We start from the raw sequence: 13,161 nt of genomic DNA on the forward strand, positions 1-13,161 counted from the left end.
GAACGGAAAGGGATGGGATGATGCGAAAGAACATGAGCCGCTTTTGGCTGCTCGTTCTGCTGCTATTTGCTCTGTCGACTGCCGCAATCGTGGCGGGCTGCGGCAAGGCGCAGAGCGGCGATGGCGCAGGTCAGACAGCGAAGGAGCAGACGCTCGACGAGAAGGTCGATGCGATTGTCGACTCGATGACGACGACGGAGAAGGTCGGCCAGATGGTCATGATCGGCGTCCAGGGGACGGATGTCACGGATGACAGCCTCTACATGCTGCACCAGTACCACATGGGTGGCGTCATCCTGTTTGACCGCAACATGGAGTCGGCCGACCAGACGAAGCAGCTCATCGCGGACCTGCAGGCGAAGGCGGACCAGAAGGTGCCGCTCTTCATCGGCGTCGATGAGGAGGGCGGCCAGGTCGTGCGCGGCAAGTCGTTCCTGACGCCGCCGCCGTCGGAGCAGGAGATCGGCAGGAGCGGTGAGGTAACGCGCGCGGAGGAGTCGGCCCGCCAGACGGCGGAGAAGCTCAAGAAGCTCGGCTTTAACGTCAACTTCGCGCCGGTCGCCGATGTCGGCGAATACGCGCGCTCGTTCAGTGCGGATCCCGAGCAGGCGGCCAAGTTCGTCGAGGCTGCCGCACAGGGCTACGAGCAGCAGCACATGATGTACGCGCTCAAGCACTTCCCGGGCATCGGCCGCGGCACGGTCGACTCGCATGAGGACATCTCCTCCATCACGGCCACGAAGGCGGAGCTCCTGAAGCGCGATATCGTGCCGTTCCAGAAGGTCATCGATGAGCGCCAGAGCGAGGACTACTTCGTGCTCGTCTCGCACCTGCGCTATCCGGCGCTCGACGGAGAGAACCCCGCGAGCATCTCGAAGGCCATACAGACGGACTTCCTGCGCGGTGAGCTAGGCTACCGCGGCCTCATCATCACGGATGACGTCGAGATGGGCGCACTAGCGAAGCACTACAGCTTCCGCGAACTCGGCGTCAAGGCTGTCGAAGCCGGCTCAGATATCGTGCTCGTCTGCCACGAGTACCCGCATGAGACGGACGTCTACCTCGGCCTCTTGGACGCCGTCGAGGACGGCACGATCCCGATGGAGCGTGTCGACGAGTCGGTGCGCCGCATCGTCAAGGCAAAGCTGCTGCACGCGCAGTCTTGAGCGATGAGACAATCCAACATCCGATGATAAAAGACGCTCTGACATTTCAGGTCAGAGCGTCTTTTTTGCGCCGTATTCTCTTATCGTGCCGCTCAGCTGCGCCGCACGGGGGCGAACTCGATCTCAGGCACGTGGTCGATGAGGTTCATCTCGTGGGCGAACTTGTAGAAGGTCCTGAGGCCGTCGAGGTAGTCGTCGGCGAGGTCCCAGCGGATGATCGGGCCGAGATACTCCTCGAGCTGCTCGTAGGTGAAGGCGGGTTTCTTCGGCAGGATCTCGCGGATGGCCGCGTCCTTGTGCGCTTCTGCTGTCTGGAAGGCCGTGTGGATGCGGTCGTAGACGAGCTGCAATGATTCTGGATGGCTCTCGGCGAAGCGGCGGCTCGCGACCCAGAGCGCGTAGACCATCTTCTTGCCCGTCATCTTCTTCCACTCGAGGCCGAGGTCGTAGTAATAGTAGCCCTCGCGCGGGTGGTGGTAGAGCCAGAGCGCGTCGTCGCCGATGAGCAGCGAGGCTGTCGCGTCGTCAGGGATCGGGTCTTCCGGAGTGATGTGACGCACGTAGTAGTTCGGGATGGCGCCGTAGGCGAGGCGCAGGATGATCTTCAAAAGGCAGTGCGATGTCGCCGACTTGGCCGTCAGGATGATCTTGTCGTCCTTCAGGGACTCGATGGGCTTGCGCGAGGCGAGCAGGATGCTCTCGACATCGCCGTCCGTCGAGACACAGACATCCGGTACGACGACGAGTGCCTCACTGTGGCGGGCGTAGACGATGGACGAGACATTGCTAACGTCGAGGCGGTGGTTGACGATGTCGCTGTTGAGCTCCGCCGGTACGCCGCGCGTGAGCTGGAGGCCGTCCGCTGCACCGTGCGCATAGCTCCAGGTCAGCGGCAGGACGTTCAGGAAATTGATGTGTCCAACCCTTGGACAGGTCATAGAATATCCCCTTTCTTGTTTCATAGTCTCTTTCATTATACACGCTGCTTCTGCGAAAATATATGGGTTTCTCATGTATACGGTATTTTTCGGGGACGATGTCTGCTGCCTTGAACCTGCTAGCCCAATATGTTACAATTATCGTGATCATAGTTGATTTCATCAACTGGACATTTGCTGATATATATCTGTCAAGGGATAGGCAGATAATGGGAGGGATCACTCATGGATGAGTATATCAACATAGGACGCTGGTTTTCGGTGCTTCATCGCCGCTCACAGATCTTTGTTGTCGAGGCGTGCGAGAAGCTGCATCTGACGTACTCGGAGTACGTCATGCTGCTGCGCATCTACGACCACGAGGGTGCGCGGCAGGATGAGCTCGCCGCTATGCTCTACCTCGACAAGGCCGTCGTGACACGCACGATGACGATGCTCGAGAAGAAGGGGCTCGTCTACCGCGAGCAGGATGCGCGCGACAAGCGCGCTAAGCACGTCTACCTGACGGACTACGGCAAGGAGCAGCACGCTTACCTGCGCAATGTCATCCAGCGCTGGGTCGACTACCTCGTGGAGGACATGGAGCCCGCGGAAGTCGAGGTCATCGTCAAGGGCTTCGACCATCTCGTCGACCGGGCCTGCCGTGCCGACATCCGCAAGCTGGCGCGCGATATACCGGAGGTAGAAATGACAAGGGGGAACGGTCATGCAGAATCGTAAGGGACTGGCGCTCGTGCTCGCGTTCGTTGTCGCGCTCTCGGCCGCCGGCTGCGGCCAGAAGGCGGCGCCTGCAGAGAAGGCGCCGCTCGTCAAGACGCAGCAGGCCGGCAGCGGCATGGAGGCTGACACGGGCACGTACGCTGGCACGGTGCGCGGCCGCTATGAGACGAACCTCGCCTTCCAGGTCGGCGGCCAGATCCTCGCGCGCAATGTGCAGGAGGGCAGCCGCGTCAGGGCGGGCGACACGCTGATGGTCATCAACGCCAAGGACGTCGTGCAGCAGTCGAATGCCGGCGACGCGCAGGTCGCGCAGGCCCGCGCGCAGCTCGACCTGGCACAGCGCAACCTCGCGCGCTACAGCGAGCTCTACCAAGAGGATGCTGTCGCGGCCTCTGTGCTCGACCAGTATCAGGCCAATTACGACGCGGCCTTTGCGACGTACCAGCAGGCGCTCGCCACCGCTGCGCAGGGGCACAACGCACTCGGCTACACGAACTTGACAGCCGGTGCAGACGGCGTCATCTCGAAGATTGACGCGGAGGAAGGGCAGGTCGTCGCAGCCGGCCAGACCGTTATGACGCTCGTGCAGACGGATGAGCTTGAGGTGGAGATCGCCGTCCCGGAGAACCGCATCGAGGATGTGGCAGTCGGCACGCCGGTCAAAGTTTCGTTCTGGGCGCTATCTCAGGAAGTGGACGGCACGGTGCGCGAAGTTGCGCCGATGGCGGACAGCACTTCGCGCACCTACAAAGTGCGCGTCTCCGTTCCGAACCCGCCGCAGGGCATGCAGCTCGGCATGACGGCCAGTGTGGCTGTCCGGCAGTCGGACGGCAACGCCTCTTCAGGTGCCGTCCTGCCGCTCTCGGCCATCTACCAGACGGATGACGCGCCCGAGGTATGGGTCGTCACGGACGACAACACCGTTGCCCTGAAGAGCGTCGAGGTCGAGAACTTCGGCGACAACACGGTCCTTGTGCACGGCCTCGCGCCGACGGATGTCGTCGTGACGGCCGGCGTCCATAAACTCCGTGAGGGCCAGGCCGTGCGGACGGAGGCGGACAAATGAGAAATCTGACAGAAGTCTCCCTGAAGAACAAGGTGCTCGTCTGGTACTTCATCATCGTGACGGCCATCGGCGGCATCTTTGCCTACAACAAGCTCGGCCGCATGGAGGACCCGCAGTTCACGATACGCCAGATGGTCGTCTCGGCCGCCTGGCCGGGCGCGACGGCGCAGGAGATGCAGGAGCAGGTCACGGACAAGCTCGAGAAGAAGCTCCAGGACACGCAGGGACTCGACAACATCAAGAGTGAGACGCGCGCGGGCCAGACCATCATCTACGTCGAGCTCTCCGATGAGGTCGCGAAGGAAAAGGTGCGCGACACTTGGAAGGATGTGCGCAATCTCTGCGAGGACGTCAAGCGCGAACTGCCGCAGGGCGTCTACGGCCCGTACTACAACGACCGCTTCGACGATGTCTACGGCTCGATCTACGCCGTGACAGGCGACGGCTACTCGTATGAGGAGATGCGCCAGCAGGCCGAGAAGACGCGGCGACTGCTCCTCAATGTGCCGAGCGTCCAGAAAGTCGAACTCGTCGGCGAACAGGAGGAGAAGGTCTACATCGAGATGGACCGCGCCAAGCTCTCCGAGCTCGGCATCAGCCCGCAGGTCATCATGAACGCGCTCGCACAGCAGAATGACATGACGCCAGGCGGCATGGTCGAGACGGACTCCGACAACGTCTACGTGCGCGTGTCGGGCCAGTTCGACGATGTCGAGGCCATCCGCCAGATGCCCGTGAATGCGGGCGGCAAGGTGCTGCGGCTCGGCGATATCGCCAAGGTCGAGCGCCGCTTTGAGGAGCCGGCTGCGCCGAAGATGTACTACAACGGCGAGCCGGCCATCGGCATCGCCGTCTCGATGGAGGACGGCGGCAATATCCTGAAGCTCGGCGATGATCTCAAGGCGGAGATCGGCAAGATCCAGCAGGACATGCCCGTCGGCCTCGAGATCCACCAGGTATCTGACCAGCCGAGCGTCGTCGCGGAGTCCATCCACGACTTCGTCAAGACGCTCGTCGAGGCCATCGTCATCGTGCTGGCCGTCAGCTTCCTGTCGCTTGGCTTCCGCACGGGCCTCGTCGTCGCGGGCTGCATCCCGCTCGTGCTCTGCGGTACCTTCGTCGTCATGTACGCTGTGGGCATCGACTTGCACAAAGTCTCGCTCGGCTCGCTGATCATCGCGCTCGGCCTGCTCGTCGACGATGCCATCATCGCCGTCGAGATGATGAGCGTCAAGCTCGAGATGGGCAACAGCCGCTTCGACGCGGCCTGCTACGCCTTCCGCGCGACGGCTAAGCCGATGCTGACGGGCACGCTCATTACCTGCTGTGGCTTCATCCCCGTCGCCTTTGCGAAGGGCATGGCCAGCGAGTTCTGCAGCGCGCTCTTCCCGGTCATCGCAACGGCGCTCTTGCTCTCGTGGATCGTCTCTGTCATGGTCGCGCCGCTCTATGGCTACTACCTGATTCGCGTCGAGGTCAAGAAGGATGCTGAGGGGCATATTGACCCGTACCAGAGCCGCTTCTACACGTGGTTCCGCAAGGTGCTCACCATCTTCCTGACGCATCGCAAGGTCGTGCTCATCGCGACGGCCGGCGTATTCTTCCTCTCGCTCTTCATGATGACGTTCATCAAGCAGGAGTTCTTCCCGCCATCGCTGCGCCCGGAGATCCTCGTGGAGCTCAAGCTGCCGGAGGGCTCCTCGATGGAGGCCTCGCAGGCCGTCTGCGACCGCATGTCGGACTTTTTGCAGGAGCGCAGTGACAAGCTCGAGAACTACTCGTATTACGTCGGCCAGTACGCGCCGCGCTTCGTGCTGACGGTCGACCCGAAGGCCGCAGCCGACAACTGTTCGCAGTTCGTCATCGTTGCGAAGGACACGAAGGCCCGCGAGGCGCTGGCCAAGGATCTCCAGGATGCCTTTGCCGGTGAGTTCTCCGACGTCAGCGGCAACATCCAGTTCATCCAGACGGGCCCGCCGGCCGATCATCCTGTCATGCTGCGCGTCTCTGGCTACACAGTCGAACAGGCGAAGGCGACGGCGGCCGAGGTCGCGGACATCCTCGCCGAGGATCCCAACAACACGAATATCCAGACGGACTGGGGCCAGAAGAGCAAGGTCGTCCACCTCGAGCTCGATCAGGACAAGCTGCGCAGCATGGGCGTGACGACGCAGGCCGTCTCGCAGATGCTCTACACGGAGCTCACGGGCGCCAAGGCGGCGGAATTCTACACGAGGGACCGCACAATCGACATCGACCTGCGGCTCGCGGCTGTTGACCGCCAGAACATCGCCGAGCTCAAGAATCTGCCGATCTACCTCGGCCAGGCCGGCTATGTGACGCTCGACCAGATTGCGAAGATCTCGTACGAAGGTGAGGACGGCCTCATCAAGCGCTACGACCTCATGCCGACCGTCACGGTCAGCGCCGATGTCAAGACGGGCACGGCTAATGACGCGACGAAGAAAGCGTACGAGGCGACGAAGGACCTGCGCGATGATCTGCCGCTCGGCTGTTCCATCGAAGCGGCCGGCACGCTCGAGGACAGCGACAAGTCAGTCGGCTTCCTCGTCAAGCCAATACCAGTCATGGTGTTCCTCATCATGACGCTCTTGATGTTCCAGCTGCGCAGCTTCAAGGACATGGTCCTGACCGTCCTGACGGCGCCGCTCGGCATCATCGGCGTGGCCATCGGCATGCTCGTGCTCGACAAGGCCATGGGCTTCGTCGCCATCCTCGGCGTGCTCGCGCTCTTCGGCATGATCATCCGCAACTCGGTCATCCTCATCGACCAGATCCAGAAGCATCTGGAGGCGGGCGAAACGCCGTGGGATGCCGTCGTCGACTCCGCTGTGCTGCGCTTCCGCCCCATCATGCTGACGGCTGCAGCCGCCATCCTCGGCATGCTGCCCCTGATGACGAGCGCCTTCTGGGGGCCGATGGCCGTCGCCATCGCCAGCGGCCTGCTCGTCGCCACGGTCTTGACACTGCTCGTGCTGCCGACGATGTACGCTGCGATGTACAAGATACAGAAGCCGTAATCCCATCAAAAAAGGTTCCACTCATCGGAGTGGAACCTTTTTTGATGGGGCAGGGCAGTCACGGCAGATTGGGGATGCTGCGGCTGATGGCCGTGTGGCGGATGATGTCGTCGACGCGCAGGTCGACGGCGAGCTCCTGCTTGTTGAGCGTCTCGGCCTGGGCGAGCTCATCGGGGTCATCGTTCTTGATGCCCGCGAGGAAGTGCTGCCATGCCTTGAGCGTCAGCTCAGTGGCCTGCTGGCGCTGGTCGGCAAGGTAGCGGGCACCGGGCGGCACCTCGACGCTCGCGAGCTCCTGCTGGCGAGCCTGCAGAGTCGGGATGACTTCCTTCTCGACCAGTGCCTCAAGCCCCGCCTTCTGCTCGGCCGTGAATGTGCCGGAACTCGTCTGGCTCAGTGCGGCAAAGCGGGCCTTGTAGGCGGTGAGCTTCTCGTTGTAGGAGGCGACGATGTTCTTCGTCGCCTCGCTGTACTTGGCGATGTCCTCGTTGTGCAGCGGCGTGATGGCGTCGAGGTAGTCGCGGTAATTCTTGAGATAGGTGACTTGCCAGTGGCCGTCCGTCGCCTGCTCCATTGCGGCCTCGAGCGTGAAGGATGTGCCCGTCCAGTCGTCGCGCACCTCGATCTCAGCCGTTGCCGCCGTGCCGTCGCGCGTGACCTTGCCGATGCCGACAAGCGAGGTGTTGCGCATCTGGCTGCGCGCGAGGAAGCGCTCGTAGTCGATGCCGAGCTGGCGTCCCTTGAGGATGTCCGTGCCTTCAGGCAGGCTCCACTCGCCCGAGCTCACGCGCCGCAGGATCGTGTCCTGCGTGCCGCTCGTGAGCTGCGGCTTGACCGTGATGTAGAACTTCTCGTAGGCGGCCTTGTTGACAGCTGTCAGCGTCGTGTCGTAGGAGAGCAGGTCTGCCGTCAGGTCGTCGTAGCCGCGCGAGGTCACGAGGTCGAGGTTGACGTAGTGCCGGAAGCTGTCGGCATCCTTCTTCTGAACGGCGATCGCCGCCTGCTCGAGCGCGTATTCCGGTGTGCGCTTCTCGGCATACGAATGCCAGCCGAAGAAGGCGCCGAGCGCGAGGATCAGCAGCACGAGGATCAGGAGAGCCTGGCGTCGCCTCCTGATCCTGCGCCTCTGTATGGTCTTTTCCCAAGTATAATCATCCATCTGGCAAATTCCTTTCTGTCTGTGTGATTCTATTATACTATACGAGGCGGTATGCGTCCAAAAAATCGCCAGCACTCATATGTTTTCCTTGTAATATCTGGTAGAATAGTGAGATAGAGAATAGAATCTCGTGCGTTTGTGCTTTGGAGGAAATGTTTTTTATGAAATGGGTCAACCACCAGGTCCTGACGGGCGTCATTGTCTATGCGGCCACGGACGATATGCTGCTGACTATCTACAGCATGGCGGGGGCAATCTTCCCCGACAAGGTCGAGGGCAATCCGCATGCGGGCAATTACTGGAGCTGGCGCAGCCGTCACCGCGGCTGGTCGCACTGGCCGCTCTTGTACCTCGGTCTGATCTTTTTCCTGAGCAGGCTCGAGGAGGGGCAGCTGACTGCCTTGCCGACGGCCGACCTCACGACGATCGGCATCTACATCTGCATCGGCGCTCTCTTGCACATCGCCGAGGACGCCGTCTGCGGCAAGGTGCCGCTCTTGACGCCGTACCAGAAAGTCGGCGTCAGGCTCTTCAAGGTCGGCTCTGTGCCGGAGTACCTCTTCACGATTGCAGCTGTGCTGCTCTGCTACGGCCTGCGCACGCATTTTTCTTTTTTGAGCTGACTTGCGCTGAGATATGAGATTGAGGGATAGATTAGGGAAGGGGAGTCACGATGACGGACTATCGCACACACACGAAGAAGACGAGCAAGATCCTGCGCCTCATGGCCGAGAAATACCCAACAAAAGAAGCCGTTTACGAGAAGCTCATCTACCTGCAGTCGTACCTCTCGCTGCCGAAGGGCATCGAGCACTTCATGAGCGACCTGCACGGCGAGTATGCCTCGTTTTTCCACATCCTCAACAACTGCTCCGGCGTCATCCGCGAGAAGGTCGACTACGTCTTCGGCGTGCGGCTGACGGAGGACGAGAAGGCGGAGTTCTGCACGCTCATCTACTACCCGAAGGAGAAGATCGACCAGATGCGCACGGAGCGGCGCGCGACGCCGTCGTGGTACCGCGAGAACCTCTCGCGCCTGCTCGAGCTCGCGAAGCTCATGAGCTACAAGTACCCGGCTTCGAAGGTCAGCGGCTTCATCCCCGACCGCTACGCATCGGTCATCGTCGAGCTCATGAACACGCGCCCGGAAGCCGACCAGGCGCAGTTCCTCTACCTCAAGAAGCTCCTCAATACCATCGTGCAGATTGACAGCGGCGCGGACTTCATCGAGGCGTTCACCGTTCTGATTAAGCGGCTGGCCGTCGACCGGCTCCACATCGTCGGCGATTTCTTTGACCGCGGCAACCGGCCCGACGCCATCCTCAACTTGCTCATGGAGCACCCGTCCGTCGACATCCAGTGGGGCAACCACGATGTGCTCTGGATGGGCGCGGCGCTTGGCAGCGAGGCCTGCATCGCGACGGTCGTGCGCAATTCCCTGCGCTACCACAATACCGACGTCCTCGAGCGCGGCTACGGCATCAGCCTGCGGCCGCTGACGACATTTGCCTCGCACATCTACCCCGACGAAGCGCCCCTGAAGGCAGCGGAGCGCGCCATCACCATCATGATGTTCAAGCTCGAGGGCCAGCTCATCGCGCGCAATCACGACTTCCAGATGGAGAGCCGCCGGCTGCTCCATCACATCGACTTCCGTTCCTCGTATGCGCGGCTCGGCGACGGCAGGCGCTACGAGCTCGAGAGCGCCTACTTCCCGACGATTGACGAGTCGGGCGAGGATGTCTACGAGCTGACCGCAAAGGAGCAGGAGATCATCGCGGACCTGCGCTCCTACTTCACGGAGAGCGCCGTCCTGCACCGTCACGTCGACTACCTCTACCAGAAGGGCAATCTCTACACCTGCTGCAACGGCAATCTGCTGTTCCACGGCTGCGTGCCGCTCAATGAAGACGGCAGTTTCCGCACGATACGCTTCGAGGGCAAGGAGTACCGCGGCCGCAGCTGGTTCGACTTCTGCGAGCAGCGCGCGCGGGAGGCATGGCTGCATGGCACGCCGCGCGCCCTCGACTTCATGTACTTCCTCTGGTGCGGCAGGCTCTCGCCGACGTCTGGGCGCGAGTTCAAGACGTTTGAGCGCGCGCTGATTCCCGACGAGAGCACATGGAAGGAGCCGTCTGACCCGTACTACCGCTACATCGACACGGTGGAATGCTGCGAGCATGTCCTGCAGGAATTCGGCCTCGACCCGAAGCGCGGCCACATCATCAACGGCCATGTACCCGTCAAGGTCAAGAAGGGCGAGAGCCCCATCAAGGCGGGCGGCCGCGCCATCATCATCGACGGCGGCTTCTGCCGCGCCTACCACAAGAAGACGGGCATCTCCGGCTACACGCTCATCTCGAATTCGCGCGGCCTGCGCCTGCTCGAGCACCAGCGCATCGCCGACGTCCGCGAGGCGCTGCGCGCCAACCACGACATCGAGTCCGTCTCCGAGACAGTCGAACTGCAGTCGTGCCATAACACGGTCGGCGACACCGACCAGGGCCGAGCCATCCAGGACGAGATCACGGACCTCTACAATCTGCTGCTCGCCTACCAGAACGGCTTGTTGAAGCCCCAGAATTGATTTCCCCTGAAGAAAGGTGATTCCCATGAACTCTATACAGTCTCTCCCCGAGCCCGTGCGCCAGAAGTACGAGAAGTTGCGGGTTATCCTGCAGCAGCTCGGCAGTGTCGCCGTGGCCTTCTCGAGCGGCGTCGACTCGACCTTGCTCGTCAAGGTAGCGCACGATGTGCTCGGCAGCAAAGCGGTGGCGTTCACCGCGGCCTCTGACTTTGTGCCGCAGCGCGATGTCGACGACGCCCGGGCCTTCTGCGAGAAAGAGGGCATCGAGCACCATGCCGTGCCGTTCCCGATCCTCACGGTGCCGCATGTCCGCGAGAACCCCAAAGACCGCTGCTACTACTGCAAGCACGCACTGTTCGCGCACATGAAGGAACTCGCAGCAGAGCATGGCCTCGCCTTTGTTGTCGACGGCTCGAACCTCGACGACGACGGCGACTACCGCCCGGGGCACAGGGCGCTTCGCGAGCTCGCCATCGTGAGCCCGCTGCACGAGGCAGGGCTCCGCAAGGCCGACATCCGCGCGCTCTCCAGGGCGCTCGGCCTGCCGACATGGGACAAGCCTTCTTTCGCCTGCCTGGCCTCGCGCTTCCCGTACGGGAAAGAGCTGACGCCAGAGGGCCTTACGCGCGTCAATCGCGCCGAGGAATTCCTTATGGCGAAGGGCTTCCGCCAGCTGCGCGTGCGCGCGCATGGCGAGGTGGCGCGCATCGAGCTCGTGCCAGAGGACATCCCGCGCTTCCTTGAAGAAGGTTTGCGCGAGGAGACGGCGGCTTTTTTCAGGCGCATCGGCTTTGCCTACGCCGCGCTCGACCTGCTCGGCTACCGCACGGGCAGCCTCAATGAGACACTTGCTGAGAAGCCATGAGATTTGCGCTCCTCGCGGCGATGATGTACTATAGAGGATGTACGATTGCATAGATGCATAGAATGGAGATTTTCTGGATGAAATCAGCAACGAAGATTTTATCAGGCCTGATGATCACGGCCCTCGTCCTGCCGGCAGCAGCGGGCACGGCCAGCGCCGCGACGTATCATTCCGATTCCGATACGAGCCTGGGCCTGCTCGACTACCTTGAGAACGAGCACCGCGCGGCGCGCGCCCAGAAGCCGAATCCCGAGAAAGACCAGCTCAAGGCCGATACGGAGGAGATGCGCAAGCACCTGCGCTACCCGATTGACCCGACGAAGGCCGCACCTGTCGCCTTCGAGGGCGATGACCTCACGTGGAACCAGGTGACGGGCGACTTCACGGCCAAGGGCAAGGTCAAGGTCACGCAGCTCGACCAGCACCGCTTCGAGGGCGAGAACGTCGACGGCAACACCATCGAGGAGCGCATCCACATTCCGGGCAAGGGCCATATGCTGCAGTTCACGCCGGGCCAGACTGAGGTCATGCTCGACGGCTTCGAGACGAACTACAACTACCGCATGCGCACGGGCTCGATGGAGAGCGCCAAGGGCAAAGTGGCCGAAAACTACATGACGGGCAAGAAGTTCGAGTTCTATCCCGACAAGATCGTCATCTACGACGGCACGAAGACGAAGTGCAGCGCCATCCACCCCGACTACAGCCTCTTCGCGCGCAAGATCGAGATCTACCCCGACGACAAGATGGTCCTGCACAACGTCAAGTTCAAGATCAAGGGCGCAACCTTCATGTCGAAGTCGCGCTACGAGGTCAACCTCAAGAAAGACACGACTGTCTCCGACTGGTTCCCGCGCGTCGGCTACGACAAGACGAACGGCCTCTGGATCCGCGAGAACCTCAAGCAGCCCATCGCCAAGAATGTCGATGCCAATGCCAAGATCGTCTACACGACGAAGAAGGACTGGCGCAATGAGTTCAACGTGGGCTGGGCCAACGCGGGCAACTACGCGCGCGTGACGCAGGGCTACTTCGACGACAGCGACGACAACTGGATCAAGAAGCAGCCGTCGCTGCTCGTCGGCCACACGGCGCGCATCGGCAATTCTCCGTTCCACTACAGCATCAACGGCGAGTACGGCCGCTGGAAGCAGGGCGAGGTCAAGAGTAACCACAAGATGTACAATGTGGGCCTGAGCTACGACCCGATCCGCTTCGACGGCTGGAAGCTCAACCTCAGTACGAGCTACGAGGTTACGCACGAGTCGTATAACGACGCGCACTACAACGGCTTCAACTACGATGCGACCTTGACGAAGGATTTCGACGACCGCTGGTCGGGCTACGGTGCCTACCGCTACCAGAAGAATAATCGCGAGCTCTCGCCGTTTGACTTCGACAACGACAGCTACTCGCGCAAAGTAGAGGCCGGCTTCAGCTACCGCATCGACGAGAACAACCGCGTGGCCTTCGGCTCGAAGTACGACGTCGACAACGCAACTTGGCGCAAGTTCGACTACTACTGGTTCCACGACATGCACTGCTCGCAGCTCATCCTTCACTACGAGGGACGCGACAATACATGGAAGGTCAAGTGGCGCTTCCTGCCGATGTGATGC

At 61.6% G+C, this 13,161-nt stretch carries 10 protein-coding genes; 8 read left to right on the forward strand and 2 right to left on the reverse strand.

Annotated elements, in window-relative coordinates; translation table 11 throughout:
• Positions 1-17: 17 nt before the first annotated feature.
• On the forward strand, positions 18-1,166 hold the full coding sequence (locus tag QDI87_RS07885) for a glycoside hydrolase family 3 N-terminal domain-containing protein (RefSeq protein ID WP_278742833.1): 1,149 nt from the start codon (positions 18-20) through the stop codon (positions 1,164-1,166).
• Positions 1,167-1,258: 92 nt separating this feature from the next.
• Here QDI87_RS07885 and QDI87_RS07890 read toward each other — a convergent pair whose 3' ends face one another.
• Positions 1,259-2,104 carry a menaquinone biosynthetic enzyme MqnA/MqnD family protein gene (locus QDI87_RS07890; protein ID WP_278742835.1) on the reverse strand — a complete coding sequence of 282 codons (846 nt, stop codon included), beginning with the start codon at positions 2,102-2,104 and terminating at the stop codon, positions 1,259-1,261.
• Between the two features lie 225 nt (positions 2,105-2,329).
• Here QDI87_RS07890 and QDI87_RS07895 point away from each other — a divergent pair, with 225 nt between their 5' ends.
• Genes QDI87_RS07895 through QDI87_RS07905 form a run of 3 tightly spaced genes read left to right on the forward strand, consistent with a single transcriptional unit; the run spans position 2,330 to position 6,931 of the window.
• Positions 2,330-2,824: a MarR family winged helix-turn-helix transcriptional regulator gene (locus QDI87_RS07895; RefSeq protein ID WP_055161753.1), complete on the forward strand. Its 495-nt coding sequence runs from the start codon at positions 2,330-2,332 to the stop codon at positions 2,822-2,824.
• Positions 2,811-3,890 carry an efflux RND transporter periplasmic adaptor subunit gene (locus QDI87_RS07900; protein ID WP_278742839.1) on the forward strand — a complete coding sequence of 360 codons (1,080 nt, stop codon included), beginning with the start codon at positions 2,811-2,813 and terminating at the stop codon, positions 3,888-3,890. The genes QDI87_RS07895 and QDI87_RS07900 overlap by 14 nt, the downstream gene beginning before the upstream one ends.
• A complete protein-coding gene (locus tag QDI87_RS07905; protein WP_278742842.1) occupies positions 3,887-6,931 on the forward strand; it encodes an efflux RND transporter permease subunit in 3,045 nt (1,014 codons plus the stop codon). Before QDI87_RS07900 ends, QDI87_RS07905 begins: the two co-directional genes overlap by 4 nt.
• A gap of 58 nt (positions 6,932-6,989) precedes the next feature.
• Here QDI87_RS07905 and QDI87_RS07910 read toward each other — a convergent pair whose 3' ends face one another.
• On the reverse strand, positions 6,990-8,090 hold the full coding sequence (locus QDI87_RS07910) for a hypothetical protein (protein ID WP_055161744.1): 1,101 nt from the start codon (positions 8,088-8,090) through the stop codon (positions 6,990-6,992).
• 161 nt (positions 8,091-8,251) lie between these two features.
• Between QDI87_RS07910 and QDI87_RS07915 the strand changes: the two genes are divergently transcribed.
• From QDI87_RS07915 to QDI87_RS07930, 4 genes are all read left to right on the forward strand, one after another.
• A complete protein-coding gene (locus QDI87_RS07915; protein ID WP_036377247.1) occupies positions 8,252-8,713 on the forward strand; it encodes a metal-dependent hydrolase in 462 nt (153 codons plus the stop codon).
• Positions 8,714-8,763: 50 nt separating this feature from the next.
• Positions 8,764-10,677, forward strand: coding sequence for a fructose-bisphosphatase class III (locus tag QDI87_RS07920; RefSeq protein WP_036377250.1), 1,914 nt, complete (start codon positions 8,764-8,766; stop codon positions 10,675-10,677).
• 25 nt (positions 10,678-10,702) lie between these two features.
• Positions 10,703-11,542, forward strand: a complete 840-nt coding sequence (gene larE / locus QDI87_RS07925; RefSeq protein ID WP_278742846.1) for an ATP-dependent sacrificial sulfur transferase LarE — start codon at positions 10,703-10,705, stop codon at positions 11,540-11,542.
• A gap of 77 nt (positions 11,543-11,619) precedes the next feature.
• On the forward strand, positions 11,620-13,158 hold the full coding sequence (locus QDI87_RS07930) for an LPS-assembly protein LptD (protein WP_278742847.1): 1,539 nt from the start codon (positions 11,620-11,622) through the stop codon (positions 13,156-13,158).
• Positions 13,159-13,161 lie beyond the last annotated feature (3 nt).

Source organism: Mitsuokella jalaludinii (assembly GCF_928722185.1).
In the GTDB taxonomy this organism is placed as follows: domain Bacteria; phylum Bacillota; class Negativicutes; order Selenomonadales; family Selenomonadaceae; genus Mitsuokella; species Mitsuokella jalaludinii.

Excerpts from the sequence above, each read along its gene's own strand:
- QDI87_RS07885 (WP_278742833.1), top strand. The coding sequence starts at position 18 with ATGATGCGAAAGAACATGAGCCGCTTTTGGCTGCTCGTTCTGCTGCTA.
- QDI87_RS07890 (WP_278742835.1), bottom strand. The coding sequence starts at position 2,104 with ATGACCTGTCCAAGGGTTGGACACATCAATTTCCTGAACGTCCTGCCG.
- QDI87_RS07895 (WP_055161753.1), top strand. The coding sequence starts at position 2,330 with ATGGATGAGTATATCAACATAGGACGCTGGTTTTCGGTGCTTCATCGC.
- QDI87_RS07900 (WP_278742839.1), top strand. The coding sequence starts at position 2,811 with ATGCAGAATCGTAAGGGACTGGCGCTCGTGCTCGCGTTCGTTGTCGCG.
- QDI87_RS07905 (WP_278742842.1), top strand. The coding sequence starts at position 3,887 with ATGAGAAATCTGACAGAAGTCTCCCTGAAGAACAAGGTGCTCGTCTGG.
- QDI87_RS07910 (WP_055161744.1), bottom strand. The coding sequence starts at position 8,090 with ATGGATGATTATACTTGGGAAAAGACCATACAGAGGCGCAGGATCAGG.
- QDI87_RS07915 (WP_036377247.1), top strand. The coding sequence starts at position 8,252 with ATGAAATGGGTCAACCACCAGGTCCTGACGGGCGTCATTGTCTATGCG.
- QDI87_RS07920 (WP_036377250.1), top strand. The coding sequence starts at position 8,764 with ATGACGGACTATCGCACACACACGAAGAAGACGAGCAAGATCCTGCGC.
- larE (WP_278742846.1), top strand. The coding sequence starts at position 10,703 with ATGAACTCTATACAGTCTCTCCCCGAGCCCGTGCGCCAGAAGTACGAG.
- QDI87_RS07930 (WP_278742847.1), top strand. The coding sequence starts at position 11,620 with ATGAAATCAGCAACGAAGATTTTATCAGGCCTGATGATCACGGCCCTC.